20 protein-coding genes are annotated in these 24,896 nt (G+C 70.9%); 8 read left to right on the plus strand and 12 right to left on the minus strand.

Annotation, left to right across the window (positions count from 1 at the left end; genetic code table 11):
• The first annotated feature begins 34 nt into the window (after positions 1-34).
• On the plus strand, positions 35-532 hold the full coding sequence (locus tag ACIQTP_RS31430; protein ID WP_403406170.1) for a hypothetical protein: 498 nt from the start codon (positions 35-37) through the stop codon (positions 530-532).
• 16 nt (positions 533-548) lie between these two features.
• On the opposite strand, the gene ACIQTP_RS31435 is transcribed toward ACIQTP_RS31430, so the two are convergent.
• A complete protein-coding gene (locus ACIQTP_RS31435) occupies positions 549-1,568 on the minus strand; it encodes an LLM class flavin-dependent oxidoreductase (protein ID WP_403406173.1) in 1,020 nt (339 codons plus the stop codon).
• A 193-nt stretch (positions 1,569-1,761) separates the two neighbouring features.
• Between ACIQTP_RS31435 and ACIQTP_RS31440 the strand changes: the two genes are divergently transcribed.
• Positions 1,762-2,370 carry a hypothetical protein gene (locus tag ACIQTP_RS31440; RefSeq protein WP_403406176.1) on the plus strand — a complete coding sequence of 203 codons (609 nt, stop codon included), beginning with the start codon at positions 1,762-1,764 and terminating at the stop codon, positions 2,368-2,370.
• Here ACIQTP_RS31440 and ACIQTP_RS31445 read toward each other — a convergent pair.
• On the minus strand, positions 2,313-4,298 hold the full coding sequence (locus ACIQTP_RS31445) for an N-acetylmuramoyl-L-alanine amidase (RefSeq protein WP_403406179.1): 1,986 nt from the start codon (positions 4,296-4,298) through the stop codon (positions 2,313-2,315). The two genes, ACIQTP_RS31440 and ACIQTP_RS31445, sit on opposite strands and share 58 nt — an antisense overlap.
• Positions 4,299-4,625: 327 nt before the next feature.
• The gene (locus tag ACIQTP_RS31450) at positions 4,626-5,771 is read right to left on the minus strand and encodes an aminoglycoside phosphotransferase family protein (RefSeq protein WP_403406181.1); all 1,146 of its coding nucleotides are present in this window, start codon (positions 5,769-5,771) and stop codon (positions 4,626-4,628) included.
• A gap of 232 nt (positions 5,772-6,003) precedes the next feature.
• On the opposite strand from ACIQTP_RS31450, the gene ACIQTP_RS31455 reads away from it, so the two are divergent.
• Positions 6,004-7,506, plus strand: a complete 1,503-nt coding sequence (locus tag ACIQTP_RS31455; RefSeq protein WP_403406184.1) for a hypothetical protein — start codon at positions 6,004-6,006, stop codon at positions 7,504-7,506.
• A gap of 64 nt (positions 7,507-7,570) precedes the next feature.
• Here the strand turns inward: ACIQTP_RS31455 and ACIQTP_RS31460 are convergent, their stop codons facing one another.
• Both ACIQTP_RS31460 and ACIQTP_RS31465 read right to left on the minus strand, forming a co-directional pair.
• Entirely contained in the window at positions 7,571-9,001 is a 1,431-nt protein-coding gene (locus tag ACIQTP_RS31460; RefSeq protein ID WP_403406187.1) for a PP2C family protein-serine/threonine phosphatase, read from the minus strand.
• A 305-nt stretch (positions 9,002-9,306) separates the two neighbouring features.
• Entirely contained in the window at positions 9,307-9,987 is a 681-nt protein-coding gene (locus tag ACIQTP_RS31465; protein WP_403406190.1) for a TetR/AcrR family transcriptional regulator, read from the minus strand.
• Between the two features lie 245 nt (positions 9,988-10,232).
• Here ACIQTP_RS31465 and ACIQTP_RS31470 point away from each other — a divergent pair, with 245 nt between their 5' ends.
• Complete coding sequence (locus ACIQTP_RS31470; protein WP_403406193.1) at positions 10,233-12,254, plus strand: phosphocholine-specific phospholipase C; 2,022 nt, start codon at positions 10,233-10,235, stop codon at positions 12,252-12,254.
• On the opposite strand, the gene ACIQTP_RS31475 is transcribed toward ACIQTP_RS31470, so the two are convergent.
• The 3 genes from ACIQTP_RS31475 to ACIQTP_RS31485 all read right to left on the minus strand — a co-directional run bounded on the left by ACIQTP_RS31475 (position 12,255) and on the right by ACIQTP_RS31485 (position 16,133).
• On the minus strand, positions 12,255-13,268 hold the full coding sequence (locus tag ACIQTP_RS31475; RefSeq protein ID WP_403406196.1) for a Gfo/Idh/MocA family protein: 1,014 nt from the start codon (positions 13,266-13,268) through the stop codon (positions 12,255-12,257).
• A 51-nt stretch (positions 13,269-13,319) separates the two neighbouring features.
• Positions 13,320-14,417 carry a chemotaxis protein gene (locus ACIQTP_RS31480; protein ID WP_403406199.1) on the minus strand — a complete coding sequence of 366 codons (1,098 nt, stop codon included), beginning with the start codon at positions 14,415-14,417 and terminating at the stop codon, positions 13,320-13,322.
• 201 nt (positions 14,418-14,618) lie between these two features.
• The gene (locus tag ACIQTP_RS31485) at positions 14,619-16,133 is read right to left on the minus strand and encodes an FMN-binding glutamate synthase family protein (RefSeq protein ID WP_403406202.1); all 1,515 of its coding nucleotides are present in this window, start codon (positions 16,131-16,133) and stop codon (positions 14,619-14,621) included.
• A gap of 367 nt (positions 16,134-16,500) precedes the next feature.
• Here ACIQTP_RS31485 and asnB point away from each other — a divergent pair, with 367 nt between their 5' ends.
• Positions 16,501-18,342 (plus strand): asparagine synthase (glutamine-hydrolyzing), encoded by a 1,842-nt coding sequence (gene asnB / locus ACIQTP_RS31490; protein WP_403406204.1) that lies wholly within the window; start codon positions 16,501-16,503, stop codon positions 18,340-18,342.
• Here the strand turns inward: asnB and ACIQTP_RS31495 are convergent.
• Both ACIQTP_RS31495 and ACIQTP_RS31500 read right to left on the minus strand, forming a co-directional pair.
• Positions 18,335-18,835: a DUF4232 domain-containing protein gene (locus ACIQTP_RS31495; protein ID WP_403406207.1), complete on the minus strand. Its 501-nt coding sequence runs from the start codon at positions 18,833-18,835 to the stop codon at positions 18,335-18,337. The genes asnB and ACIQTP_RS31495 overlap by 8 nt on opposite strands.
• 151 nt (positions 18,836-18,986) lie before the next feature.
• Entirely contained in the window at positions 18,987-20,552 is a 1,566-nt protein-coding gene (locus ACIQTP_RS31500) for an alpha/beta hydrolase (RefSeq protein WP_403406210.1), read from the minus strand.
• Between the two features lie 217 nt (positions 20,553-20,769).
• Here ACIQTP_RS31500 and ACIQTP_RS31505 point away from each other — a divergent pair, with 217 nt between their 5' ends.
• Entirely contained in the window at positions 20,770-21,480 is a 711-nt protein-coding gene (locus ACIQTP_RS31505) for a chaplin (protein WP_403406213.1), read from the plus strand.
• Between the two features lie 103 nt (positions 21,481-21,583).
• Here the strand turns inward: ACIQTP_RS31505 and ACIQTP_RS31510 are convergent, their stop codons facing one another.
• Entirely contained in the window at positions 21,584-22,111 is a 528-nt protein-coding gene (locus tag ACIQTP_RS31510; protein WP_403406216.1) for a GNAT family N-acetyltransferase, read from the minus strand.
• A gap of 111 nt (positions 22,112-22,222) precedes the next feature.
• On the opposite strand from ACIQTP_RS31510, the gene ACIQTP_RS31515 reads away from it, so the two are divergent.
• Complete coding sequence (locus tag ACIQTP_RS31515) at positions 22,223-23,077, plus strand: GNAT family N-acetyltransferase (RefSeq protein WP_403406218.1); 855 nt, start codon at positions 22,223-22,225, stop codon at positions 23,075-23,077.
• An 8-nt stretch (positions 23,078-23,085) separates the two neighbouring features.
• Here ACIQTP_RS31515 and ACIQTP_RS31520 read toward each other — a convergent pair whose 3' ends face one another.
• Positions 23,086-24,114, minus strand: a complete 1,029-nt coding sequence (locus tag ACIQTP_RS31520; RefSeq protein ID WP_403406221.1) for an aldo/keto reductase — start codon at positions 24,112-24,114, stop codon at positions 23,086-23,088.
• A gap of 114 nt (positions 24,115-24,228) precedes the next feature.
• On the opposite strand from ACIQTP_RS31520, the gene ACIQTP_RS31525 reads away from it, so the two are divergent.
• Positions 24,229-24,855, plus strand: a complete 627-nt coding sequence (locus ACIQTP_RS31525) for a TetR/AcrR family transcriptional regulator (protein ID WP_403406224.1) — start codon at positions 24,229-24,231, stop codon at positions 24,853-24,855.
• Positions 24,856-24,896: the final 41 nt, after the last annotated feature.

Consider the following 24,896-nt stretch of genomic DNA (forward strand, 5'->3'; position numbering starts at 1 on the left):
GCCCGGTTCGCGCCCGGGCACGTACCATTGCGGCATGTCCTTCCTCCGCCGCCGCAGCGCCACGCCCGCCGGGCCCGACTTCGACGTTCTGGCCATGGATCCGGGTGACTGGCCGGGCAATCTCGGCGCGGGTCTGCTGCCCGCCCCCGACGGCAGTTGCCAGGGTGTCTTCCTGCGCTACGACCTGTTCGGCGGCCGCGGCCCCGCGATGATCATCGGCAATCTGCCCGAGGGCTCCCCGGCCCGCGAGGTCGCCGAGGACGAGATCCCCTTCGAGGTGGCCCAGCTGCTGCTGGCGCTGGAGAACGACGAGGAGGTCACCGTCATCGGGACCGAGGACATCCCGGTGATGCAGGGTGACGGTCTCCTCATCGTGCGCCGTCTCAAGCTCTCCGAGACCCGCATCTCCTGCGTACAGTTCGACCGCAGCGACAACGTCCTGGTGACCATCGCCGCCTGGGACCGTCCCATCACCGACGACCTGTACGCCCTGCTCAAGCCCCTGCCCCCGGAGCTGTTCCAGCAGGGCTGAGGCCCCGGCGCCGCGTTCAGGCGCCCGGCTGCCACCCGATCGCCGGCCCGAGCCGGGTGGCGATGTCGGTGAGGATCTGCACGTAGTCCTCGTGCCCGAAGGTGAACGGCAGCGCGAACGCGACCTCGTCGACCTCCCGGAACGCGGCGTGGGCGTACAGCCGTTCCGCGATCTCCTCGGAGGTGCCGACGAGATCGGGCGCGAACATCATCCGGGCCGGGCCCTGCGGGGTCGCGGTACGAGGAGTGCGCTTCAGGGCGTACTCCTCGTACTTCTCGCGCTGCTCGGATGAGGCGCTGTCGGTGGGGATGACGACGAGGCCCTGGGAGACCCGGGCACGGTCGCCGTCGGGGTGGTGGGCGCGGAACGTCCGGATGTGCGACCGCTGGATCTCGGCGAAGTCCTCGGACTCCTCCGCCTTGACGACACTGCTGGTCAGCAGGTTCATCCCGTGCTCGCCCGCCCACCGCGCGGAGCGCAGGCTGCCGCCGCCGTACCACATGCGCCGGCCCAGACCCGCGGCGTGCGGCTGGACGAGGTCGGAGAACACCTCGAAGCCCTCGACGCCGCTGAAGTCGGTCGCCGGCTTGCCGCGCACGAAATCCAGCAGCCGTTCCACGCGGGCGTAGCTGAAGTCCTCGACGTCGCCGGTGTCGGGGTAGAGGGCCTGCTTGACCTGGCCGTAGTGCATGGGCGGCCCGACGCTGACGCCCGGGTTGAGGCGGCCCCCGGACAGGATGTCGACCGTCGCCAGATCCTCGGCCAGCCGCAGCGGGTTCTCCCAGCCCACCGGGATGACCGCCGTCCCCAGCTCGATCCGGCTGGTGCGCTGCGAGGCCGCCGCCAGCACGGCCACGGGGGAGGAGATCCCGTACTGGAGATGACGATGTCGCACCCACGCGCTGTCGAATCCCAGCCGCTCACCGAGCTCGATGATCTCCAGTGTCGACTCGTGACCCCGCCGCGGGTCGGCCTCGTCGAACAGCCCGATGGTCAAGAAGCCCAGCTTCCGCAAGGGGTGTGAGGGCAGTGGCACGAGGCTCCTCCAACGTTCGTGACGATCTCTGTTGATCAGTCGAACATCAGCGCCGCGCCGGCTATGCCCAGGGTGGTGCGGTTGCGACATGTCCCGTCCGCGCCACCGGGAAACGGTGACATCGCGTCCGGCGGCGGAGTCCGTGCGGCACCCGCACGAAGATCTCCTCGCGCGCACAACCATGCACGGAAAGGTGCTGATCAGAGGAGACGCTTCCGCCTCGCGGCGGGATGTCGGCCGGCCTGGCGCTGACCGCCGGCGGCGTGCCATCGGCGGCCGGCGCGGCTGGTGTGTCCAGTACGGCCGGGACGGCCACGACGACAACAACAGCCACGGCGACCACGACGGCTACGGCAGCCACGGCTGCCCCGGTGGGAGGTGCGCCCGGCGGCAGCGCCACCGTGCGGATGATCACGGGCGACGCTACTGGGACGACGCCGTCCCTCTTCACGTCGACGACACCGGGACGGTCAGCGGCACCGACGGGACATCCGGCGCCGACTCCCACCCCACCACGGACCGACGGCTGCTCTCCCTGCTCGTCGCGGGCGTGACGGAGAAGGCGATCGCTTCGCAACTGGGCCTGAGCAGACGTAGGGTCCAGCGTCACATCCAGCAACTGATGACGTTCGCCGGGGCCACCCGAATGCAACTGGCCTGGCAGGCCGCTCGCCGGGACTGGGTGCAGCGGGGACTTCCGGGTGCCGGGGCGCTGTCCGCGGCCCGGCACCCGGCACCCGGCACCTATGCGCGCGAGCGCGTCACGTCCACGTCCGCGGCCCGTACGAACGCCACCCGGTGACCGAACTGGATCTCGTAGTACATGTCCTTGCCGATCACGACCCTGTGCGGAGTCGTGTCGAACGTCGGCGCGTAGAAGTACTCGCCCGGCACCTTGTCACCGACCGCGTACTTCTGGCCGGCCAGGATCTTGTACGGCAACGGCGAGACGGCCTGGACGGGCACGCCCGCGGGGTACGCCGCCGCCTCTGGGTAGGCACGCCCGTACACGGGGATCTCCGTGACGCCGGCCTTGGGGGTCACGACCGGACCCGAGGCGTTCACCGCCGTCGGCCGGTCCTGCGGGTTCTTGAACCAGGCCTTCTGGCCCAGGTACCAGATCGCCGTCCAGTCGCCGTCACGGTCCGCGACCGCGTACCGCTGTCCGGTGGAGACCCGTGAACCCACGTCGTTCACGTCGATCGTCGAGTCGTCGCCCTTGGGACGCAGCCCGATGTCCTTGATCAGGGGCGAGGTCTCGTCAGGCCGGGAGTAGAGCCGCACCTCGCTGGAGCCGTGCGCCGCGCAGGGCTCGCCGCTGGTGACACAGCCCGTGTACCGGGGCTGGTTCTCCGCGAAGTCCGGCAGCACGGTGACCAGACCGCCATTCGTCCTTGTCCTGGTCGCACGCTGGAAGGGGTGGCCGAGCAGGGTGAAGTAGTGCTGCCAGTCCCAGTACGGGCCCGGGTCCGTGTGCATGCCGGGGATGGTCGACGTGGTCGGGCCCGGCACGTTGTCGTGGCCCAGGATGTGCTGCCGGTCCAGCGGAACGCGGTACTTCTCGGCGAGGTACTTCACCAGCCGCGCCGAGGCCCGGTACATCTCCTCCGTGTACCAGGCGTCCGGCGCGGCGAGGAATCCCTCGTGCTCCAGGCCGATCGACTTGGCGTTGATGTACCAGTTGCCCGCGTGCCAGGCCACGTCCTTCGCCTTCACATGCTGGGCGATGTGACCGTCGGTCGAGCGCAGGGTGTAGTTCCACGACACGTAGGTCGGGTCCTGGACCAGCTTCAGAACGCCGTCCCAGGTGCCCTCCGTGTCATGGATGACGATGTACTTGATGCTCTGCGACGCGGGCCGGTCACCGAGGTCGTGGTTCCCGTAGTCACCGTCGCCGAACTCCGCGTACGGGGCCGGGATCCACTCGCAGGACACGGTGCTGGGGCACTGAGTGTCCTTGGCGGAGACGGTACGCAGCCCGGCCCGCCGCAGCTGCGCGGTGTCGGGTTTCAGTCCGGGCCGGGCGGCGAGCGCGACCTGCTGACCGGCGTCCGTGGTGCGCTCCTCGCCCTCGCGGATCACTCCGTAGACGTCATCGGCGTACCTCGCCGCGGTCGCGCTGTCGTCCGCGCCGGAGAAGCGCGCCACCGCGCCGTACCAGGCGGCCGCGTCGTCGCTCAGCGGCTCGCCGAGGTCCTTCTGCGCGGCGGCCAGGAGCGCGGCCCCGCCCGCCACGTTCGCGGCGGCGTCGGTGCGCAGCCGCTCCTCGGGCAGGCCGGTGAGCCGGGCCGCCTTCGTCAACGTCGCGAGCCGGTCCGGCAGTTGGGAGTTCCGCGGCACCTTGGTGGTGGGCAGCAGGGCCGTGCGCGAGCTGTCGCCGCGGGCGTCCTCCGTGCCCTCGCTGTGGTGCGGTGCCTCCGCGATCGCCGTCCGCGCGTCGGTGAGATGCATGGGGCCGTAGCCGCCGCTGACGCTCGGCGCGCCGGCGTGCGTGTCCCAGCGGGACTGGAGGTAGGAGACACCGAGCAGGACGCTCAGCGGCACGTGGTACTCGGCGGCCGCGCCGGCGAAGGCCCTCTGGAGCCCCGCGGAGGACGCCTGCGCGGTGCCGCTCGACGGTGCCGCGCCGAGCAGCGGCAGCAACAGCGCCGCCGAGGCGACGGCGCCCGCGGTACGGCGCGCGCGTCTGTGCCCGGCGGTGGCCTCGGGGTCGGTGAAGGATCCTCGCAATGCAGCCTCCTGGGACGGTCGAGCGCGGCGGGGCGTGCGGGCCGAACGTGGGTCAGTGGTACCGGCTCTTCGACGATCCGTCAATCATGCCCAGGAGCAGGCGATTTCCCATGTCAGCGAGGGGCGAACAGGTTTTCGTGGCGGCAGTGGGACGGCCTGCAAGGCGTCAGTGGAGTGGACCGGTGGCGCGAACGGGTGAAGATGCTCCGGAGGGGATGCCGGTGGGCAAGCGCCGCTCGCCGTACATCGGTGCCGCACGGCGGTCCCCCGCATGACGAAGGCCCGCGGTGTGCCGCCGTTCAGGCGCACCGCGGGCCTTCGCCCCCGTCAACGAGTGCCGACCGCCGCTCGAACGGCCCGACGGGCCATCTGGCAGTCGTCGTGCAGCCGCCGCAGCAGCAGCCGCTGTTCCTCGCCGGACGGCGCAGCACCCGGATGGGCCGGTCCAGGTGCCGCCGGGGTCGCGTCGTGCATCGAACGCTGCACGGCTGTCTCGTACGTACGGATCTCCCGGGTCAGTACGAGCATGAGGTTCACCAGGAAGGCGTCGCGCGCCGCGGGACCGGCGGACTGCGCGAGCTGACTGATCTGGCGGCGTGCCACGGGAGCGTCACCGAGGACCGCCCACAGCGTCGCCAGGTCGTAACCCGGCAGGTACCAGCCCGCGTGCTCCCAGTCCACCAGCACTGGACCGGCCGGGGAGAGCAGGATGTTCGACAGCAACGCGTCCCCGTGACAGAACTGGCCCATGCCCTGACGGCCCGCCGAGTGCGCGATACCGTGCACCAGCTTCTGCAGGTCGCCCATGTCCCGGTCCGTGAGCAGACCCAGCTCATGGAAACGGGAGATCCGCTCCGCGTAGTCCAGCGGGGCGTCGAACGTCCCCGCCGGCGGCCGCCACGCGTTCAGCCGGCAGATCGCACCCAGTGCCGCCCGGATGTCCGCGCGGGGCGGTGCCTCCGCCGGGTGCCGCTGCAGCGCGGCCACCCGCCCCGGCATCCGCTCGATCACGAGGGTGCAGTTGTCCGGGTCCGCCGCGATCAGCCGGGGCACCCGGACCGGCGGCCGATGCCGCACGAACGATCGGTATGCCGCTATTTCGTGCCTGATCCGCTCGGCCCAGATCGAGGAGTGGTCGAGTAAACACTTGGCGACCGCCGTGCTGCGTCCCGTCGTGCCGACGAGGAGCACGGAGCGCCCGCTGCGGCGCAGTACCTGGACCGGAGCGAACTCCGGACAGATCCGGTGCACCGACGCGATCGCCGTGCGCAGCTGCGCGCCCTGAGGGCCGGACAAGTCGATTCTCCCGCTGAGCGGTTGGGTGCCGAGCCCCGGAACGCGCCGCGTCCTGCCGGCGCCGAGCACGGAGGCCGCCGGTCGAGCGGGGTCGAGGTAGGGGCCGCTGCCCGCCGCCGCCGGGCGGGGGTGAAGCGACCGGGGCGGAGCGGACACGGAGGACGATGCTGTGTACATGGGCGAAACAGATCCCTTCGTGTGCCTGCAAGTTGCTGCGCTACCCGCCCCGGCCGCCCTGGTCCATCCTGGGGAATGTCCCTCGGTAACCGGGTCGGGGTGGCGCATTCCTACCTGACACCGGATGCCCAGTGGCAGACCATCTGGCGCACCCTGGCGAACCCTGGCGAATAGTCGCTCAGCAACTGACAGAGGGTTACTGTCAACTCAGCCGAGAACCTGGGGGCTTGACGTGAACGGACAACCCAACCCTCGTCTGTCGGATCTGTTCGGCCTGGCCGGCTGGTCCAAGGGCGAACTCGCGAGGCTGGTCAACAAGCAGGCGGCGGCCATGGGCCACCCCCAGCTGGCGACCGACACCTCACGGGTGCGGCGTTGGATCGACATGGGAGAGATCCCGCGCGATCCGGTTCCGCGGGTGCTGGCGGCTCTTTTCACCGAGCGTCTCGGCCGTGTCGTGACCATCGAGGACCTCGGTCTGGTGCGGCACGGGCGTGTGGGGAAACGGCCGGGCGGCGGGAGTGTGGAACATCCCGACGGTGTGCCGTGGGCGCCCGAGCGAACCGCTGCGGTCCTCACCGAATTCACGGGAATGGACCTCATGCTCAACCGACGCGGCTTGGTGGGCGCGGGTGCCGCGCTCGCCGCGGGATCCGCACTCAGCAGTGCCATGCACGATTGGCTCCACACCGATCCGGCCCTGGCGGCCGACGCCCCTGTAGTCGACAATCCCCTGCACGCCGACCCCGCTGGGTTCGACCGTTACGAGGCCGCCCCCATCGGGTCGCAGGAGATCGAGGAACTGGAGCGCTCGGTCGAGGTGTTCCGGGCCTGGGACGCGGCCCGCGGCGGCGGGTTGCAACGCAAGGCCGTGGTGGGCCAGCTCAACGAAGTGGGAGGCATGCTCTCCTACCGACACCCCGACCATCTGCAGCGGCGCCTGTGGGGCGTCGCCGCCAATCTCGCCGTCCTCGCGGGCTGGATGTCGCACGACGTCGGCCTGGAGCCCACGGCCCAGAAGTACTTCGTCATCGCCGCGCACGCGGCCAGAGAAGGCGGCGACCGGCCGCGCGCCGGGGAGGCGCTCTCCCGCGCCGCCCGTCAGATGGTGCACCTGGGCCGGCCCGACGACGCCCTGGACCTGATGAAGCTCGCCAAGTCGGGCTCGGGTTCCGAGATGTTGCCGCGCACCCGGGCCATGCTCTACACGATCGAGGCCTGGGCTCAGGCGTCGATGGGCAAGGGCCAGGCCATGCGGCGCACCCTGGGGGAGGCGGAGGACCTCTTCGTCTCCGACAGGGGTGATGTGCCACCGCCGAGCTGGATGCAGATGTTCGACGAGGCGGACATGCACGGCATGCAGGCCCTGGCCTACCGGACGCTCGCGGAGCACGACCCGGCCGCGGCGACCACGGCGCAGCGCCACGCCAAGGAAGCGTTGCATCTGCGGGAGAACGGGCGGCAGCGGTCACAGATCTTCGACTGGCTGTCGCTGGCCTCGGCGTGCTTCATCGCGGACGACCCCGAGCAGGCGGACCGCTATGCCCGACTGGCCCTGGTGTCGATGGGGGCGAACTCCTCCCACCGCACCTGGGACCGACTGCGCGAGATGTACCGGCTCACCGCCGAGTACTCCGGCTACCCGAAGATCCACGAACTGCGTGAGGAGATCCAACTCGCCCTCCCCAAGGGCTCGCTCAGGCCGAAGCGCGGGGGCACCACCACACAGGCATGAGCACTCCTGCCTTTGTGCACGGAAAGGGTTCCAGGCGGGGTCCATGAGCCGGTCCTGGCGAGGTCTATGAGCCGATCCTGGCGATGAGCACGCAGGCGTCGTCCTCGCGCTCACTCTCGCCGAATTCCTCGACAACCGTCCGTACGCAGTCCTGGGTCGTGCGGGCTCCGTGGAAGCGCGGGGCCAGGTCGAGCAGCCTCTGGACGGCTTGTGCTCCATAGTGCCCGGGAACCAGTCCGTCGGTGTGCAGGAGCAGCAGGTCGCCGTCCTCGAGGGTCTCTTCGGCCTGCCCGTAGACGGCCCCTGAGGTCGCGCCGAGCAGCACGCCGTCCGGCGCTGCCAGCATGCGCCCCGTCCCGTTGCGGAACAGCAGCGGGGCGGGGTGTCCTGCCTGCGCCCAGGTGAGGGTGCGGGTCTCGGGCCGGTAGCGGCAGCAGACGGCGCTGCCGAGGGCCGGCTGCACCGAGGCGTCGAGCAACTGGTTGAGCCAGGACATGAGTTGCCCGGGCCGGGTGCCCGCGACGGCCATGCCGCGCAGGGCGCCGAGCAGCATCGCCATGCCCGAGGCGACGGTGACGCCCTGCCCGGTGAGGTCGCCGACGCTCAACAGCGTCGCTCCGTCGGGCAGTTCCATCGCGTCGTACCAGTCGCCGCCGATCAGCGCGCTGTTCGAGGAGGGCAGATGGCGGGCGGCGAGGTCCAGGGCCTCGGGGCCCCGCTGCGGGAACCGCAGGGAGCCGCGCCAAGGCGGCAGCACGGCCTCCTGCAGCTGGACCGCGAGCCGGCGCTCGCTCTGCGCGTGGTGCCGGTGCAGCTGAAGCGACTCCCGCGTCTCGCTCACCGTCCGCTGGCTGCGGCGCAGCTCGCTGACGTCGCGCAGCACGGCCCACATCGCGGCGGTGCTGCCGTCGGTGTCGAGCACGGGCTCGCCCATCATGTGCACGGTCCGCACCCCGCCGTCGGGGCGCACGATGCGGAACTCGCCGTCGATGGTCTTCGCGTCGATGAGGCAGTCGGTGACCATCGCCGTCAGCATCGGCCGGTCCTCGTCGAGCATCAGCGACGGCAGCTCGTCGAGCGTGAGCGGGGGAGCGGCGGGGTCGCGGCCCAGGATGTCGTAGAGCTCTCCGGACCAACTGGCCTCGTCCGTGAGCAGGTTCCACTCGGCACTGCCCACCCGGCTGAGCAGCGAGCCGCGCCGGGGTGCGGCCGGCACGACCGGTGCGGCGGGCGGGTCGGCCGGCTCCGCGGGTACGGGCGGGGGTCCGTCCCGCAACTGTGCCAAGTGATCGTCGAGGTCGTTGAGTTGGTGCATCGCCAGATCGCACAGCGCGCGCTGCCAGCGTCCCTGGGGGTCCGTGCCGTCGAAGGGAGCGTCCCGCCGTACGGCGTCCACCTCGCCGCGCAGCCGTCGCGTCTGCGAAATGAGAGCGTCGACCGAGCCGCGCTGGGGCGGCTGGGCGGCTGGGCGGTCCGCAGAGAGATGGGACGGCATGACGCACTCCGATGGGGGGACGGTACGACCAAGGCTGGGCGGAAGGACCGTTACGACTGTTGCACAGCCTGCGACGCTCTGTAAGGGATTTGGCAACACACGATCCGGTGGTGCTTCTGGCATATGCCGCAGTCCAGGCGGACGGGTCGACCGGCATGGATTCGGTATGCGGGTCGCGCGCCCAAGTCGTAGAAAGGGTACGTGACTTGAGGGGTTCCTGGGGTAGCCGGAACCCTCCTTCATTTCTTTGTTCGACGGTCATATGTACGCGGCGTGTCCATGCCAGGGAACGAGGCGCCGCACGTTCACAGTGAACGGACGAAATCCCGTACCTCCTCCTCGTAGAGGGGCGCGGGATCGATGCCCATCGAGGCGAAGTTCTGCTCGATCTCCAAACTCACCAGACCGTGCAGATGGGCCCAGAGCATCGTGGTCCGGGCGGCGACCGCCGGCGGGACGTCCTCGACTCCGTGGAGCTCCATCCACTCCCCGAACTGGCCCTCCGAGCCCTCCGGAGCCGTCGCGTCCGGCGCCACCAGGGCGCTCGTCACGTTCAGTACGACGTTCATGGCTGGCTGGGAGGCCTCGACCAGCCGCGTGGACTGGGCGTCGTACCCCGGCAGGGGGGCCCGGAACAGCAGCCGGTAGCGGTGCGGCTCGCCGCGCGCCCACTCGCGGTAGGCCCGGGCGACCGCGGCCAGGCGTGCGGTCGCGTCGCTCGCGGAGGCGTCGGCCGCGCGGGCGAGTGCGGCGGCCAGGTCGCCGTAGGCGTCGATGACCAGTTCGGTCAACAGGCTGTCCCGGTTGGCGAAGTAGCGGTAGAGGGCGGGCCCGGTCATGCCCAGCTGCTTGGCGATGGCGTTGAGGGACAGTGCCTCCGGACCGCCGTCGGCCAGTTGCCCCAGTGCCGCGGCTTTGACCTCCTGCCGTACCTGGGCGCGGAACCGATCGCGCGGTCCGGGTCCCGTCCGGCTCTCCGTGACCATGTCATCGCCCTCTTTGTCTGCCCGTGGGGATCGTTCCTCGACATATGCAGCATAGAGGAGCATGCTTTCGTGAGAGCCATTATAGAAAGTGTTAACCACTAACGACCTACTAACGACTGACGCCGATGGCGTTCGGCCGCTGTTCACCCGTCCCTCACCGCATCGGTATGGACCTCGGCAATCACCGCGTGCACGCTGGCGCGCGGTGTGCCGCAGGGGCACTCCGGCGAGGAGGGGGCGGGCGAATGACACCGATCAGCCGAAGAGGCTTCGTGGGACTCGGCGCATCCGTGACGGCGGGCGCCGCGTTGGGCGTCGGCTCGCGTCCGGCGGCGGCCGCCGCCACGGCGACCGGCACCATCTCGGACGTACGGCACGTCGTCGTCCTCATGCAGGAGAACCGCAGCTTCGACCACTACTTCGGCCGCCTCAAGGGCGTCCGCGGCTTCGACGACCGCAGCGGCATCACCCTGTCCGGCGGGTACTCCGTCTTCAGCCAGCCGAACGGCGGCGGAAGGCAGTACCCGTGGAAGCTCAGCTCCACGCCCGCGGCGGGCGGCAAGGACGGCGAGACCCTCGCACAGTGCAACGGCGACCTCCCGCACTCCTGGTCCTCGCAGCACTCCGCCTGGAACAAGGGGCGCCTCGACAACTGGGTCTCCGGCGTCGGCAACGTCCGCTCGCTCGGCTACCTCGACCGCTCCGACATCCCCTTCCACTACGCGCTCGCCGACAACTACACGATCTGCGACGCCTACTTCTGCTCCGCACTCAGCGCGACCGGCCCCAACCGCACCTACCTGTGGAGCGGCAAGGTCGACGGCTCCAGCTACGACGGCGGCGACGAGTCCGGACTGACCTGGCAGAACTACGCCGAGGCGCTCCAGACGGCCGGAGTGACCTGGAAGGTCTACCAGAACGCGCAGGACAACTACGGCGACAACGGCTGCGCCTACTTCAAGAAGTTCGCCTCCGCCAAGGCGGGCGACCCGCTGTACGACCGCGGCATGGCCTCCGTGCCCAAGGCCACCGGCTCCACCCCCGACGACATCGCCGCCGCCATCAGGGCCGACGTCCTCGCGGGCACCCTGCCCCAGGTCTCCTGGGTGGTCGCCAACCAGGCCTTCTCCGAGCACCCCTACGCCCCGCCCGGCGACGGCGCCCACTTCGTCGACCTGGTGTACAAGGCCCTCGCCGCCGACCCGGACGTCTTCGACTCCACCGTCCTGTTCCTCAACTACGACGAGAACGACGGCTTCTTCGACCACGTGCCGCCCCCGGCCCCGCCCGCGAACACGGCGGGGGAGTTCCTCAACGGCGCCCCGTACGGTCTCGGCTTCCGCGTCCCCATGCTCGTCATCTCGCCCTGGACACGGGGCGGCTGGGTCTCCTCGGAGGTCTTCGACCACACCTCGGTCCTGCGCTTCCTGGAGACGTGGACGACGGCGCTCGGCAAGGCCGCCCCCTGCCCCAACATCAGCGCCTGGCGCCGCAAGGTCACCGGCGACCTCACCGGAGTCTTCGACTTCGGCAACCCGGTCCACGGGACGGTCCCGCTGCCCGCCACGAGCGTGATCGGGATCGCCACCTGCGGCCCCCTGCCCAACCCGGTGCCCACCACCAACGCCCTGCCCGCCCAGGAGCCCGGCACCCGGCCCGCCCGCGCCCTGCCCTACCAGCCGAACGGCTACCTGGACCACCTGGAGTTCGGTTCGAGCGGCAAGATCCTCGCCTGGTTCACGATGGCCAACCAGGGCGCCCCGGCCAGGAGCGCCGCGCACTTCTCGATCCATCCGAACGCCTACCGCGACACCACGCCCTCGCAGTACACCGTCGACGCCGGCGCCGCCGCCTCCGACGCCTTCAGCATCGGCTCGGGGTACGGCAACGGCAAGTACGACCTCACCATGACCGGCCCCAACCGCTTCCTGCGCCGCTTCAGGGGCGACGCGACCCAGGCGGGCAAGTCGGCCGAGGTGAGCACCCGTTACGCCACCGAACCCGGCACCGGCAGGACCGCCCTCTACTTCAGGATGACCAACTCCTCCAGCGCCCCGGTAAAGTTCACGATCACCTCGAACCAGTACCGCGGCGACGGGCCGTGGACGTACAACGTCGCCGCGGGCGGTTCGACCGAGGACTACTTCAACGCCGTCGCGTACCAGAACGGCTGGTACGACTTCACGATCACCGTCGACTCCGACGCGAGCTGGTCGCGCCGGTTCACCGGGCACATCGAGACGGGCACGGCGAGCGTCAGCGGCTGATCACGCGTAGAGGTGCGGGCGCGGGGCGAGTTCGACGGTCACCCGGCCGCCGCTCTCCAGCGCCCGGACCCCGGCCTCGGCGACGGCCGAAGCCGCGTACCCGTCCCACGCGCTCGGCCCGGTCACCTTCCCCTCCCGGGTGGCGTCCACCCAGGCCTGCACCTCGCGGTCGTAGGCGTCGGCGAACCGTACGAGGTAGTCCTGTGCCACCTCCTCGCGGGCACCTCCCGCCGTCGTCACCACCATGGTGTGCTCGTCCCCGATCCGCGCGCTCCCGGACTCGCAGACCGCCTCGCAGCGCACCTGGTAGCCGAAGCCGGAGTTGACGAAGACCTCGACGTCGACGAGAGCGCCCTCGGCCGTCTCGAACACCACGAACTGGGGGTCGAGAAGGCCCTCGGGGGCATCCGCGGACGGCCGTGGGCGCAGTACGGTCACGGCGGTGAGTTCCTGGTCGAGCAGCCAGCGCGCCGCGTCGATCTCGTGCGAGACGGAGCTGTTGACCAGCATCGCCGAGGTGAAGCCGGGTGGGGAGGACACATTGCGGTGCGTGCAGTGCAGCATCAGCGGACGGCCCAGCCGCCGACTGTCCAGCAGGGACTTCAGGCGCTGGTACTCGGCGTCGTACCGGCGCATGAACCCGACCTGCACCAGCCTCCGGCCGAGCCGCGCCTCCGCCTCCACCACCCGCAGCGCCCCTGCCGACTCCGGCACCATCGGCTTCTCGCACAGCACCGGCAGACCGCGCTCGAAGGCCGCGAGCAGCGCCTCCTCGTGCGCGGGCCCGGGTGAGGCGACCAACACCGCCTGTACGCCGGGCGCGTCGAGGGCCGCCGCCGGCTCGGTGTGCACCGAGACACCGTCGATGCCGGCGACGGCGTCCTTGGCGCGCCCGGTGTCGGGATCGGCCACCGCCGCGACCCGGGCGCCGTTCACCACCCGATCGATCCGCCGTACATGGTCGGCCCCCATGTGGCCGGCACCCAGGACCGCGACACCCAACAGCTCACTCACGCGCTCACCTCTCCGGCAGACAGCTCTGGAGGCGATTGTCTGCCGGAATGATCAGTAGCGCAGCACCCCGGCGATGCCTTTCGCGTCACCGAGACTGCCGTCGGGGACGAAACGGACCTCCGCCCCGGTCTCCAGGCACTGTTCGACGATCTCGTCGACGATGTCCTCGCGGGCGTCCAGATCACCGCTCTCGGCCGGGACCAGATGGTCGCCGCCGTCGTCGCGTACCGTCACGCGGTAGTTCTCCTCGACGGCCAGCAGCCGGATCCGGGCCTGGGAGGCGTTCTGCCACACCTCGTCGACTCCGGCCGCGAACTCCTTGCGGCCACGGGCCGACTCGAGCTCCCGGGCCACCGCGTCGGTGTCCCTGCGCTCCTCGGCGCTGATCAGCGGACGCACCGCCTGCCACACGGCTTCGGGGGTGCCGTGCGCGAGTCCGCCGTGCGGGATGTGCGTGGCGTCCTTGGTGACCGTGCCGACCTCGTCGAGGAGGGAGAGCGCGGCGGTCTCGCCGGTGACGTACAGCGGACGCGGGTCCTCGCGCAGGACCGCGCTCATCGCGGTGTCGGCGTCCCGCACGAAGTGCTTGGTCCGCTCGTCGCGGAAGGTGCTGGGCAGGTCTCCGACGCGCTCCTTGCGCTCGGCGTTCGGGTCCTCGAGGCTGCGGGTCCGCGGGAAACCGCCGATGCGCTCCTCGGTGACCCGGTCGGCGCCGCCGTTCCACAGCGTCACCCGGTCGGCCGACACCGCGAGCACCCAGAACGGCCGCTCCGAGACCTGTGCGGCGACGAGGTTGCGGGTCAGGAAGGTGTCCGAGAGCACCACACGCTCGGGCACGGTGCGGGTCAGCGACCACACCTGGTGCTCGCCGGGCGCCGCGAAGATCGCGAGACCCTCCTCCGCGTGCACCAGGTCGACCTCCGCGAGGGCCTGGTCGAGCTGCTGGACGAGATCGGTGCGCCGTTCGCGGGTGACCGCCGGATCGGACTCGATCTGTCTCTTGGCCGCGGCCACGACATTGCGCAGCCGGACCGGATCCTGGGCGTTGTCGGGTTCGCGGCGGTGGGTGGGCGTCAGCACCGACACCGCGGGATAGGGCCGCGGCCTGCGCAGCTTGGTGAGGGTCGCTGGGCTGAGTGCGTGCTCCATAACAGCACGATAGAGCCGATTCAGTTATCGGGCATTTGGGGCAATTGATTGTCGATGTCGCGCGGGTCGCCCATGACGCAGGCCGACACCGAAAACCCATGGGGCCGGGGTCCGGGCGTGGTGGTCACCTGCGCCGGCGACACCCCGGCCAACACCCCGCCGCGCAAGGCCTGAAGCAGCGCCTCGCTGGACCCCGGCGGTTCAGAACGCGTCCGGATCCGCCGCCTTCCAGTCCGCCTCCCAGGACGCGGGCGGCTCCGCGAGCAGTACCCCGGGCTCCAGCCACTCGTAGAGCTGCGCGTACGACCGTACGGTCGCCGGGTCCGTACGCCGGAGCAGGTGATGCGGTCCGAGCTCGGCCGGATCGCGTACGCCCATGGCGGCCATGATCCGGCTCGCGCTGCGGACCGTGGCCCGCTGGTAGCGGTGCACGCGCGCCGACTTGTCGGCCACGTCCAGGGCGCGCACCCGGTGCGGGTCCTGGGTCGCGACCCCGACCGGGCAGGTGTTGGTGTGGCAGCGCCGGGCTTGGAGGCAGCCGAGCGCGAACATCATCGCGCGGGCCGCGTTCGTGTAGTCGGCGCCCTGCGCCAGCCGTTTGACGATGTCCGAGCCGGTGGCGACCTTGCCGCTCGCGCCGATCCGCACACGATCGCGCAGCCCGGCGCCGACCAGCGCGTTGTGCACCGTGATCAGCCCTTCGGTCAGGGGCGTTCCGAGGGAGCCGGCGAACTCCGGCGGCGCGGCCCCCGTACCGCCCTCGGCGCCGTCGACGACGATGAAGTCCGGCGAGACCCCCTCGGCGAGCATCGCCTTGCAGACGGCGAGGAACTGACGGCGCGAGCCGACGCAGAGCTTGAGGCCGGTCGGCTTGCCGCCCGCGAGTTCCCGCATCCGCGCGAGGAAGCGCACCAGCTCGCGGGGGGTCGAGAACACCCGGTGGTACGGCGGCGACACCACCGCCTCGCCCTCCGGGACGCCGCGGGCCCGTGCGATCTCGGCGCTCACCTTGGCACCGGGCAGCACCCCGCCGATGCCCGGCTGCGCCCCCTGGGAGAGCTTCAGCGACACGCACTTGACCTCCGGCAGCGCGGCCTTGTCCGCGAACTCCCGTGCCGCGAAGCCCCCTTCCGGGGTGCGGCAGCCGAAGTACCCGCTGCCGATCTCCCAGACCAGGTCCCCGCCGCCCCGCAGGTGGTGGTCCGAGAGACCGCCCTCGCCGGTGTCGTGCGCGAAACCGCCGAGCGCCGCGCCCCTGTTGAGCGCCAGGATCGCGTGCGAGGACAGCGCCCCGAAGCTCATCGCGGAGACGTTGAGCAGGGCCATGTCATACGGCTGGGTGCAGTCCGGGCCGCCGACACGCACCACGGGCGGCTCGTCCGGCATCTCGACCGGGCGCATCGACGGTTCCAGATACTCGTACCCGTCCCCGTACAGGTCCAGCCGGGTGCCGAAGGGTTCCTCGGCCTCGACGCCCTCGGCGCGCTCGTACACGATGCCGCGTACAGCACGCTCGTCAGGCCGCGCGAGGAAGCGGAGGTGGCCCAGCAGGGGATGGTTCCGCAGGACCGCGCGGCGGCGCTGGGCCAGGTCCCGGACGGCGAGCGCGGTCAGGGCGAGCAGTACGGCGGCCGCCCACCACCACCAGGGCGAAACGGCCCATGCCAGGACCAGTGCCCCGGCCGCACCCAGGGCGACGAACAGCGGCAAGAGCATCCGGCGCACACCATGAGTCAAACCCATGGGACGAAAAGGGGCGAAAGCGAGCGTGCCGCTCGGGCCCCCGAGAATGCCCCCCCCGGGCGCCCCGGCGGATGTTGAGGAAGACTTTGCCCGTGGCCGATTCCCGTTCGCAAAAGCCCGGCAGGGGGCAGATCCGCCCGTCCGCGGGGGGCAAAGCGCGGCCGAAACCGTCGGGGTGACTGGGCCGGTCAGGTTACGTACGTGTTGACGGCACTCGCGCACATGACACAACCTCGTCATATAGCTGCTCAATACAACTGGTTTTGCGGAAGCACTGGGCCGCCCATGAAACCGCAGGCAGGCGCAGTGCTCCCGGTGAACCGGACGCGGGAGGTAACACATGTGCGGCATCACCGGCTGGGTCTCCTTCGACCGCGACCTGCGCGCCGAGGCGGAGACATTGGATGCAATGACGGAGACGATGTCCTGCCGGGGCCCCGACGACCGCGGCACCTGGACCGAGGGGCCCGCGGCCCTCGGGCACCGCCGGCTCGCGATCATCGACCTGCCCGGCGGACGCCAGCCCATGACCGCCGAGACCCCGGACGGCACGGTCGCGCTCGTCTATTCGGGGGAGACCTACAACTTCACCGAGCTGCGCCGCGAACTGACCGACCGCGGGCACCGTTTCTCGACCGACTCCGACACCGAGGTGGTCCTGCGCGGCTACCTCGAATGGGGCGAGGCGCTCCCCGAGCGGCTCAACGGGATGTACGCCTTCGCGGTCTGGGACGGCCGCCACGACAAGCTCGTGATGATCCGCGACCGCATGGGCATCAAGCCCTTCTACTACTACCCGACCCCCGACGGCGTCCTCTTCGGCTCCGAACCCAAGGCGATCCTCGCCAACCCGCTCGCCCCGGCCCGGGTCCGCCTCGACGGACTGCGCGAGCTGTTCACCTTCGTCAAGACGCCCGGACACGCGGTCTGGGACGGCATGCGCGAGGTGGAGCCCGGCACCGTCGTCACCGTCGAGCGCGCCGGTCTGCGCCGGCGCGTCTACTGGCAGCTGGAGACCCGGCCGCACACCGACGACCGCGACACCACCATCGCCACCGTCCGCTCGCTCCTCGAGGACATCGTGCGCCGCCAGCTCGTCGCCGACGTGCCGCGCTGCACCCTGCTCTCCGGCGGCCTCGACTCCTCCGCCATGACCGCGCTGGCCGCCCGGCAGCTCGGCGAACACGGCGAGAAGGTCCGCAGCTTCGCCGTCGACTTCGTCGGCCAGACCGACCACTTCGTCGCCGACGAGCTGCGGGGCACCCCCGACACCCCCTTCGTGCACGACGTGGCCCGCGCCTCGGCCACCGACCACCAGGACATCGTCCTCGACGCACACGCCCTGGCCGACCTCGACGTCCGCGCGAAGGTGATCAGGGCCCGCGACCTCCCCATGGGCTTCGGCGACATGGACGCCTCCCTGTACCTGCTCTTCCAGGCCATCCGCGAGCACTCCACGGTCGCGCTCTCCGGAGAGTCGGCGGACGAGGTCTTCGGCGGCTATCTGCAGTTCTTCGACGAGGAGGCCCGCAGCGCCGAGACCTTCCCCTGGCTCGTCCGGTTCAGCCGGGACTTCGGCGACGACGCCGACGTACTGCGCCCGGACCTCACCAAGGCGCTGGACCTGGAGTCGTACGTCGCCGACGGCTACCGTACGGCCGTCGCGGGCATCCGGCGGCTCGACGGCGAGAGCGACTTCGAGTACCGGATGCGGCGGATCTGCCACCTGCACCTGACCCGTTTCGTCCGCGTCCTGCTCGACCGCAAGGACCGCGCGAGCATGGCCGTCGGCCTGGAGGTGCGGGTGCCGTTCTGCGACCACCGGCTCGTCGAGTACGTCTACAACGCGCCCTGGTCCCTGAAGTCCTTCGACGGACGGGAGAAGAGCCTGCTGCGGGAGGCGACCGCCGACCTGATCCCCAAGTCCGTGTACGACAGGGTCAAGAGCCCCTATCCGTCGACGCAGGACCCCAAGTACGCGATCGCCCTCCAGGAACATGCCAAGGACCTCCTGGCCCGGCCCGCGCACCCTGTCTTCGACCTCGTCGACCGGGAGCGGGTCCACCGGGCCGCCCACCGCGACAGCCCGCAGATCACGCAGGCGTCGCGGCGGGGCCTGGAACGCACCCTGGACCTGGCGCTGTGGCTGGACCTGTACGCCCCGGACGTGCTCCTTACCTGAGCGCCCGGTCGGCGGCCGCCTGTGAGGACTTCCACCACGAGGTCACCGGCTCCCACACCAGGACGACGCGACCGACTCCCAGCTCACGCGCGGAGAACGTACGGCCGAAGCGCGAGGGGTCCGGCGAGACGCCGATCGAGTCCACCCGGCGAGCCTGCGGATCCGCCGGGTCGGCGATGGTCCGCAGGGCCGCGTACGCCGTCCGGCCCGCCTCGAGCAGGTACGGCCCGCTCTGCCCGGCGGGAACCGGCAGGGCGGCGCCGTCGAGGTCCCCGAAGATGACGGTCGGGATGCGCTCGACGGCGCACGTCCGGGTGGAGCGGTTGGTGACGCCGAGGTGCAGCAGGGTGGGGTCGGCGGAGCGGTGGGCGTGGATGGTGACGGCCTTCTCGGCACACCTGGCGGGCCGCGCGGCGGCCGAGCCGCTCTGGGGCACGGCGAGGAGCAGCGCCACGGCGACGGCCGGGAGGGTGAGAACGGGTCGGATGCGCATCGGTGGGTTCCCCCTGTTTCGGTCAGGAACGGTGTTACGGACGGTGAGCTACGCCTGCCCAGTGTGACGGCCGAGGTGCGCTTCGGGTCGTATCCGACGTGTCGGTGCAACCCGTCCGCGTCCGTTCGGCGACACGCCGCGCGAGGTCCGCTCAAGGCGTCGTCGGATCCTCCGGGCCGCAGGAGCTGCCGTTGTCCGGCAGCGAGCCGTACAGCAGGAAGTCGGTGACCTTCTGGCGCACGCACTTGGAAGACGCGTACCCCGTGTGGCCCTCGCCCTTGTTGTCGAGCACGACGGCCGAGGGGCCGAGCCGCTTGGCGGTCTCCTCGGCCCAGCGGTACGGGGTCGCCGGGTCCCCGCGGGTGCCGACGAGGAGCATCTTCGGCGTGTGCACATCGCGTACCTTCTCGCGGATGTAGTCGCTGCCCTTGGGGCGGCCGTAGCACATCAGCAGCTCGTTGAGACGGAGGGGGCCGAAGACCGGCGACGCCTCCTGGTAGGCGGCCTTCAGCTCGTCGAGCTCCTTGGTGAGCTGCTCGGCGCTGGGCCGATCGGGGTCGTCCGCGCAGTTGATCGCCAGCAGTGCGCTCTCGAGGTTGTCCGGGGGCACCTTCGCGGGGTCGACCAGCCCGCTGTACGTGGCGTGGGGCAGGGCGACGCCCCCGGCCGCCTGCAACAGTCCGCTCGGGTCGCCGTCCTGGACGAGTGAGGCGAGGGACCGTTCGAGCCGCGGCCACCCCTTGCGGACGAAGAGTTCAAGACCCATGGTCGCCACCAGGTCCTGGCCGGAGAACTGCTGCCCGAAGTTCGTCGGCACCGGGTTCTTGTCCAGCGAGTCGACGAGCCGGGCGACCCGCTGACGGGCATCGCGCGGATCCTGCCCGAACGGGCACGACTCGTCCTGGGTGCACCAGGTGAGGAAGTCCTCCAGGGCGGTCTGCTGCCCCTCGGCACTCACCAGGCCCGACTCGGACAGCGGCTCGGTGAGCGTGTCCACGCCGTCGAGCACCATGCGGCCCGTCTTGTCGGGGAACTGGCTCGCGTACACCGCGCCCAGGCGCGTTCCGTACGAGAATCCCAGGTAGTTGAGCTTCTTGTCGCCGAGCGCCTGGCGCATCACGTCCAGGTCCCGGGAGGCGTTGACCGTGCCGATGTGGGCCAGTACGGGGCTGGAGTGCTTGGCGCACTCGTCGGCGTCCTTCCGTACCTGCTTGAGGAGTGCCTCCGGGCTGCTGTCGTGGCTGGCGGAGCCCGCCGTGCCGGAAGCCTGGGCCGCATCGCCGCCGCAGCTGACGGGAGAGGACCGGCCGACACCGCGCGGGTCGAAGGTCACCACGTCGTAGCCGTTGGTGAGCGGCATGAAGTTCTTGCCGCCGTCGGCGGCGAGCTGCGGGACACCCGGGACGCCGGGACCGCCGAAGTTCAGCAGGACGGATCCCCTCGACGGGCCGGTGGCGCGATAGCGGGCCAGCGCGAGGTCGAGCGTCCCGGCCCCCGGGTGCGCGTAGTCCAGCGGGACGGTCACCTGCCCGCACTGCAGATCCGCGGGCATCGCGTCGCCCTTGCAGGCACTCCACTTGATCTGCTGGTGGTAGAAGCGGGACAGGTCGGGGCCCTCGGCGGCCGTCGCCACCGCCGAGGGCAGACCCGCCGCCAGCATGGCCAGTGTCACGACGCCGGCTCCGGCGTACGCCCAGCGTTGGTGCGCGGACAGCATGGATGCCTCCAGGGACGCCCGGCGTCGTACCGGGCGCCAGGGGATAGCTCCTCGATCACGATAAGCGGGTGTCCCGGAGCGCGCCTCTGGGCGGGCGTTCGATAAACGTGACCCTCGATGGGGTGAAAACACGATCAGCCATAACGTCGGATGGTTCTCCCGCGTTTTACGCGGTGCGGGCGAGTGCCCGCGTCCATGTCTGGAAGGCAGGGAACCTATGAAACGGGTTACCCGAAATGGTTTGATCGCCGCGGCCGCCGCCTCGGGCGCGCTGGCCGTGACGATGCCGGCGCACGCCGACGCCACGGCGGACGGCGGCACGGCGGCTTCGCCCGGGCTGATCTCCGGCAACACCCTCCAGCTCCCGGTGCACGTCCCCGTGAACGTGTGCGGGAACACCGTGAACGTGGCCGGGCTCCTCAACCCCGCCGCGGGCAACGGCTGCGCGAACGTGAGCGAGGGCGGAGGCCCCGGCGCCGGCGGGAGGAGCCACGGCAGGAGTGGCGAAGGAGCTGGTGGCGTGGCCCACGGGGGTGCCGTCACACGCGGCGGTGCTGTCGCGGTCGGGAGCGGAAAGGATTCTCCGGGCGTGCTCTCGGGCAACGGCCTACAGCTCCCGGTGCACCTCCCGGTGAACGTCAGCGGCAACTCCGTGAACGTGGTCGGCCTCGGCAACGCGTCTGTGGGGAACACGTCCACGAACACCTCCGGCGACCACCCCCTGCCGGTGAAGCCCGCTCCGAGTCCGCACACGCCGCCCAGGGCGTACGTGCCGCAGGGGACGCCCTACCACGCCCCGCCGCCGCCCATGGCCTCCCTCGCTCACACGGGCGCCGACCAGACGCTCCCGGCGATCGCCGCGAGCGCCGCCCTGCTCCTGGGGGGCGCCGTGCTGTACCGGCGGTACCGGCCCACGGCGGGCCGCTGACGCGGAAGGCCCACGGCGGGCCGCTGACGCGGAAGGCCCCACCGTGTTCACGGCCGGTGGGGCCCCGTTCGGGTGGCTTCTTCGAGCGGCCTCCGGGCGGGGGTCAGCGCATGTCGGGGAGGTCGTCGCGCAGGATGCTGTAGCGCACGCCGTCGCGCCACCGGCCGTCCCGGAACCCCACACTGCGCAGCACGCCCTCGCGGGTGAACCCGACCTTCTCCAGGGCGCGTTGCTCGGCGATGTTCTCCGCCTCGGTGTCCGCCTCGATCCGCACCACGGTCGTGTGCGCGAACAGGTACCGGACCAGCTGCCGCTGGGCTTCCGTGCCCCAGCCCTTGCCGCGTGCCTCCGGCAGCAGGCCGATGCCCATGTTCCAGTAGTACGTGCTCGGGGTGGGCCGGATCTTCCGCCACCCGACGAAGCCCAGCCGCTCCTCGCCGCGCACGACCATCAGATGGCCCGCGTCGTCGCCGAGCATGCGGTTCTCCGCCCACTTGCGCCGCCAGCGGTCCGGGTCCCGCCAGCCGAACCACTGGAACGGAGTGGCGGTCTCGGGTTCCGTCAGGAACCGCTCCAGGACGGGCAGGTCGTCCTCGGCCACCGGACGCAGGGTCACATGATCGACAGTCATGGACGGCAAGCCTATGAGTGACGGACGCTGAAATCCCCGTGGAGATCGGGAAAAATGCTGCGGGCGCGGGCGACCGCCGCGCACCCCGCCGCAAGCGAATGGAGCGCACATATGACTTCTCCCGGTCCCGCGGACCTCGTCGTCGCCCGGGCCTCGCTCGACGACTGGTCGGTGATCAGCGGGTGGGCGGGGGACGAGGGATGGAATCCGGGGCTGTCCGACGCACCGAGCTTCTTCGCCCAGGATCCCGCGGGTTTCTTCATCGGCAGGATCGACGGGCAGCCGGTCTCGGCCGTCTCGGTCGTGACGTACGACGCCGACTACGCCTTCCTGGGCTTCTATCTCGTACGACCGGATCTGCGCGGCCGCGGCCACGGCCTCACCACCTGGAAGACCGCCCTCGCCCACGCCGGCGGCCGGACCGTCGGTCTGGACGGTGTGGTGGCGCAGCAGGACAACTACCGCAAGTCCGGCTTCGAACTCGCCCACCGCACCGTCCGGTTCGGCGGAACCGTGCCGGCGGGGCAGACGCCACCGGGGGTGCGGCTCGCCGAAGCGGCCGACTTCGCGTCCATCGCGGCGTACGACAGTGCCTGCTGCCCGGCCGACCGCCCCCGTTTCCTGGAGCGGTGGCTCACCGGTCCAGGCCACCGCACCTTCGTCCGTGTCGCCGACGGCCACCTCACCGGCTACGCGGTGGTCCGGCCAGCCCTCGACCGCCCGCGCGTCGGCCCGCTGTTCGCCGACACCCCCGAGGACGCCCGCGCCCTCCTCCTGGCGCTGGCAGCCGACACTCCCGGGGGTGAGGTCGCCATCGACATCCCCGAGTCGAACGCGCCGGGCGTCGCCCTCGCCGAGGAGTTCGGCCTCACCCCCTCCTTCGAAACGGCCCGGATGTACACCGGCCCGGTCAGGCCGTTCAGCGGCGAGCGCGTCTACGGGGTCACCACGCTGGAGCTCGGCTAGGCCCTGGGTCAGGCGGCGGAGCGTTCGTCGGGCAGGCGGCGGCGCAGGGCAGTCTGCTGGACGGCGGGTGGGTTGTAGGCCATGTCGAGCGTCCCGATGTCGGTGCCGGGCGGCACGATCGCGTCGATCTGGTCGAGGATCTCGTCGGTCAGAGTGGTCTCCGCACCCGCGAGGAGGTCGTCCAAGTGGGCCATCGTGCGTGGTCCGATGATCGCTGAGGTGACGCCGGGGTGGGCGATCGCGAACGCCATCGCCAGGTGCGTCAGCGGCATCCCCGCCTTCTCGGCCAGGGGGATGAGCTGTTCGACGGCGTCGAGCCGGCGCTCGTCGCTGAGGTGCTTGAAGCCGAAGGCGGCACGGTGGCTGTCGGCCTGTCGGCCCTTGCGGTAGCGGCCGGTCAGCAGGCCGCCCGCGAGCGGGCTGTAGACCAGGGTGCCCATGCCATGGCGCTCGCAGACGGGCAGCACCTCGCGCTCGATGCCGCGGTTGAGGATCGAGTACGTCGGCTGCTCGCTGCGGAAGCGCATCAGGCCGCGCCGCTCGGCGACCCACTGCGCCTCGATGATGTCCGAGGCGGGGAAGGAGGAGGTGCCGATGGCCCGGACCTTGCCCGCGCGCACCAGGTCGGTGAGGGCCGAGAGGGTCTCCTCCACGTCGGTGTCCGGGGCGGGCCGGTGGATCTGGAACAGGTCGACGTGGTCGGTTCCGAGCCGGCGCAGCGAGTCCTCCAGCGCGCGGACCAGCCAGCGCCGCGAGTTGCCCTGCTGATTGGGGTCGTCCCCCATGGGGAGGTGGGCCTTGGTGGCGAGCACGACGTTGTCCCGGCGGCCCTTGAGGGCCTTGCCGACGATTTCCTCGGACTCGCCGCGTGAGTAGGCGTCCGCGGTGTCGACGAAGTTGATGCCCGCGTCCAGCGCCTTGTGGATGATCCGGACGGAGTCGTCGTGGTCGGGGTTGCCGATGGCGCCGAACATCATCGCGCCCAGACAGTACGGACTGACCTTGATGCCGGTTCGGCCCAGTGTGCGGTACTTCATGAGTCTCCTTGTGCGTCGGCCGGTGCCCGCCGCTGCGCGTTAGGCTGGCGGAAACGGAACAGCGTTCAACTTGGACGATACGGAACGAGGTTCCGTTTAGCAAGGGAAGTCATCGTGAGCGAGGAAACGACTCGGGAGGTCAACGCCGCCGCGGCGCAAGGGGAGCCCCGTAAGCGGCTGCGTGCCGACGCGCAACGCAGCACCGACGCCCTGCTCACGGCGGCCGCGGACGTCTTCGCCACTTCGGGAGTGGACGCACCCGTGCGGGAGATCACCGCCAGGGCGGGCGTGGGAGCCGGCACCCTCTACCGCCACTTCCCGCAACGCTCGGACCTCATCGCCGCGGTCTTCCGCCACGAAGTCGACGCCTGCGCCGACGCCGCACCCTCCCTGGCGGCGCGGCACGAACCGGCCGAAGCGCTCGCCAAGTGGCTCCAGCGCTTCGCGGGCTTCATCGCCGCGAAACGCGGACTCAGTACCGCCCTGCACTCGGGAGACCCGGCCTACGACACCCTGCCCGCCTACTTCCAGCAGCGCTTCATGCCCGTCCTCGGCGCGCTCCTCGACACCGCGGCCAAGGCCGGTGAGATCCGCTCCGACGTCGACCCCGAAGACCTCCTGGTCGCCACACGCAATCTGACCCTGCCCGCCCAGGAGGACGACAACGGCCACACCCCACGCATGATCGCCCTGCTCGTCGACGGACTCCGCTACGGCGCCCCCACCCGGGAAACCCGCTGAAGGACGGGCGTGCGGACACGGTCCCGGTGCCCTGCGGGTGA

The sequence above is a fragment of the Streptomyces sp. NPDC090798 genome (assembly GCF_044768965.1).
GTDB lineage: Bacteria > Actinomycetota > Actinomycetes > Streptomycetales > Streptomycetaceae > Streptomyces.

Coding starts and splice junctions, on each gene's coding strand:
- ACIQTP_RS31480 (WP_403406199.1), bottom strand. CDS start 14,417: ATGGAGCACGCACTCAGCCCAGCGACCCTCACCAAGCTGCGCAGGCCG.
- ACIQTP_RS31510 (WP_403406216.1), bottom strand. CDS start 22,111: ATGACTGTCGATCATGTGACCCTGCGTCCGGTGGCCGAGGACGACCTG.
- asnB (WP_403406204.1), top strand. CDS start 16,501: ATGTGCGGCATCACCGGCTGGGTCTCCTTCGACCGCGACCTGCGCGCC.
- ACIQTP_RS31495 (WP_403406207.1), bottom strand. CDS start 18,835: ATGCGCATCCGACCCGTTCTCACCCTCCCGGCCGTCGCCGTGGCGCTG.
- ACIQTP_RS31500 (WP_403406210.1), bottom strand. CDS start 20,552: ATGCTGTCCGCGCACCAACGCTGGGCGTACGCCGGAGCCGGCGTCGTG.
- ACIQTP_RS31465 (WP_403406190.1), bottom strand. CDS start 9,987: ATGGTCACGGAGAGCCGGACGGGACCCGGACCGCGCGATCGGTTCCGC.
- ACIQTP_RS31485 (WP_403406202.1), bottom strand. CDS start 16,133: ATGCTCTTGCCGCTGTTCGTCGCCCTGGGTGCGGCCGGGGCACTGGTC.
- ACIQTP_RS31430 (WP_403406170.1), top strand. CDS start 35: ATGTCCTTCCTCCGCCGCCGCAGCGCCACGCCCGCCGGGCCCGACTTC.
- ACIQTP_RS31470 (WP_403406193.1), top strand. CDS start 10,233: ATGACACCGATCAGCCGAAGAGGCTTCGTGGGACTCGGCGCATCCGTG.
- ACIQTP_RS31515 (WP_403406218.1), top strand. CDS start 22,223: ATGACTTCTCCCGGTCCCGCGGACCTCGTCGTCGCCCGGGCCTCGCTC.
- ACIQTP_RS31520 (WP_403406221.1), bottom strand. CDS start 24,114: ATGAAGTACCGCACACTGGGCCGAACCGGCATCAAGGTCAGTCCGTAC.
- ACIQTP_RS31505 (WP_403406213.1), top strand. CDS start 20,770: ATGAAACGGGTTACCCGAAATGGTTTGATCGCCGCGGCCGCCGCCTCG.
- ACIQTP_RS31450 (WP_403406181.1), bottom strand. CDS start 5,771: ATGTACACAGCATCGTCCTCCGTGTCCGCTCCGCCCCGGTCGCTTCAC.
- ACIQTP_RS31460 (WP_403406187.1), bottom strand. CDS start 9,001: ATGCCGTCCCATCTCTCTGCGGACCGCCCAGCCGCCCAGCCGCCCCAG.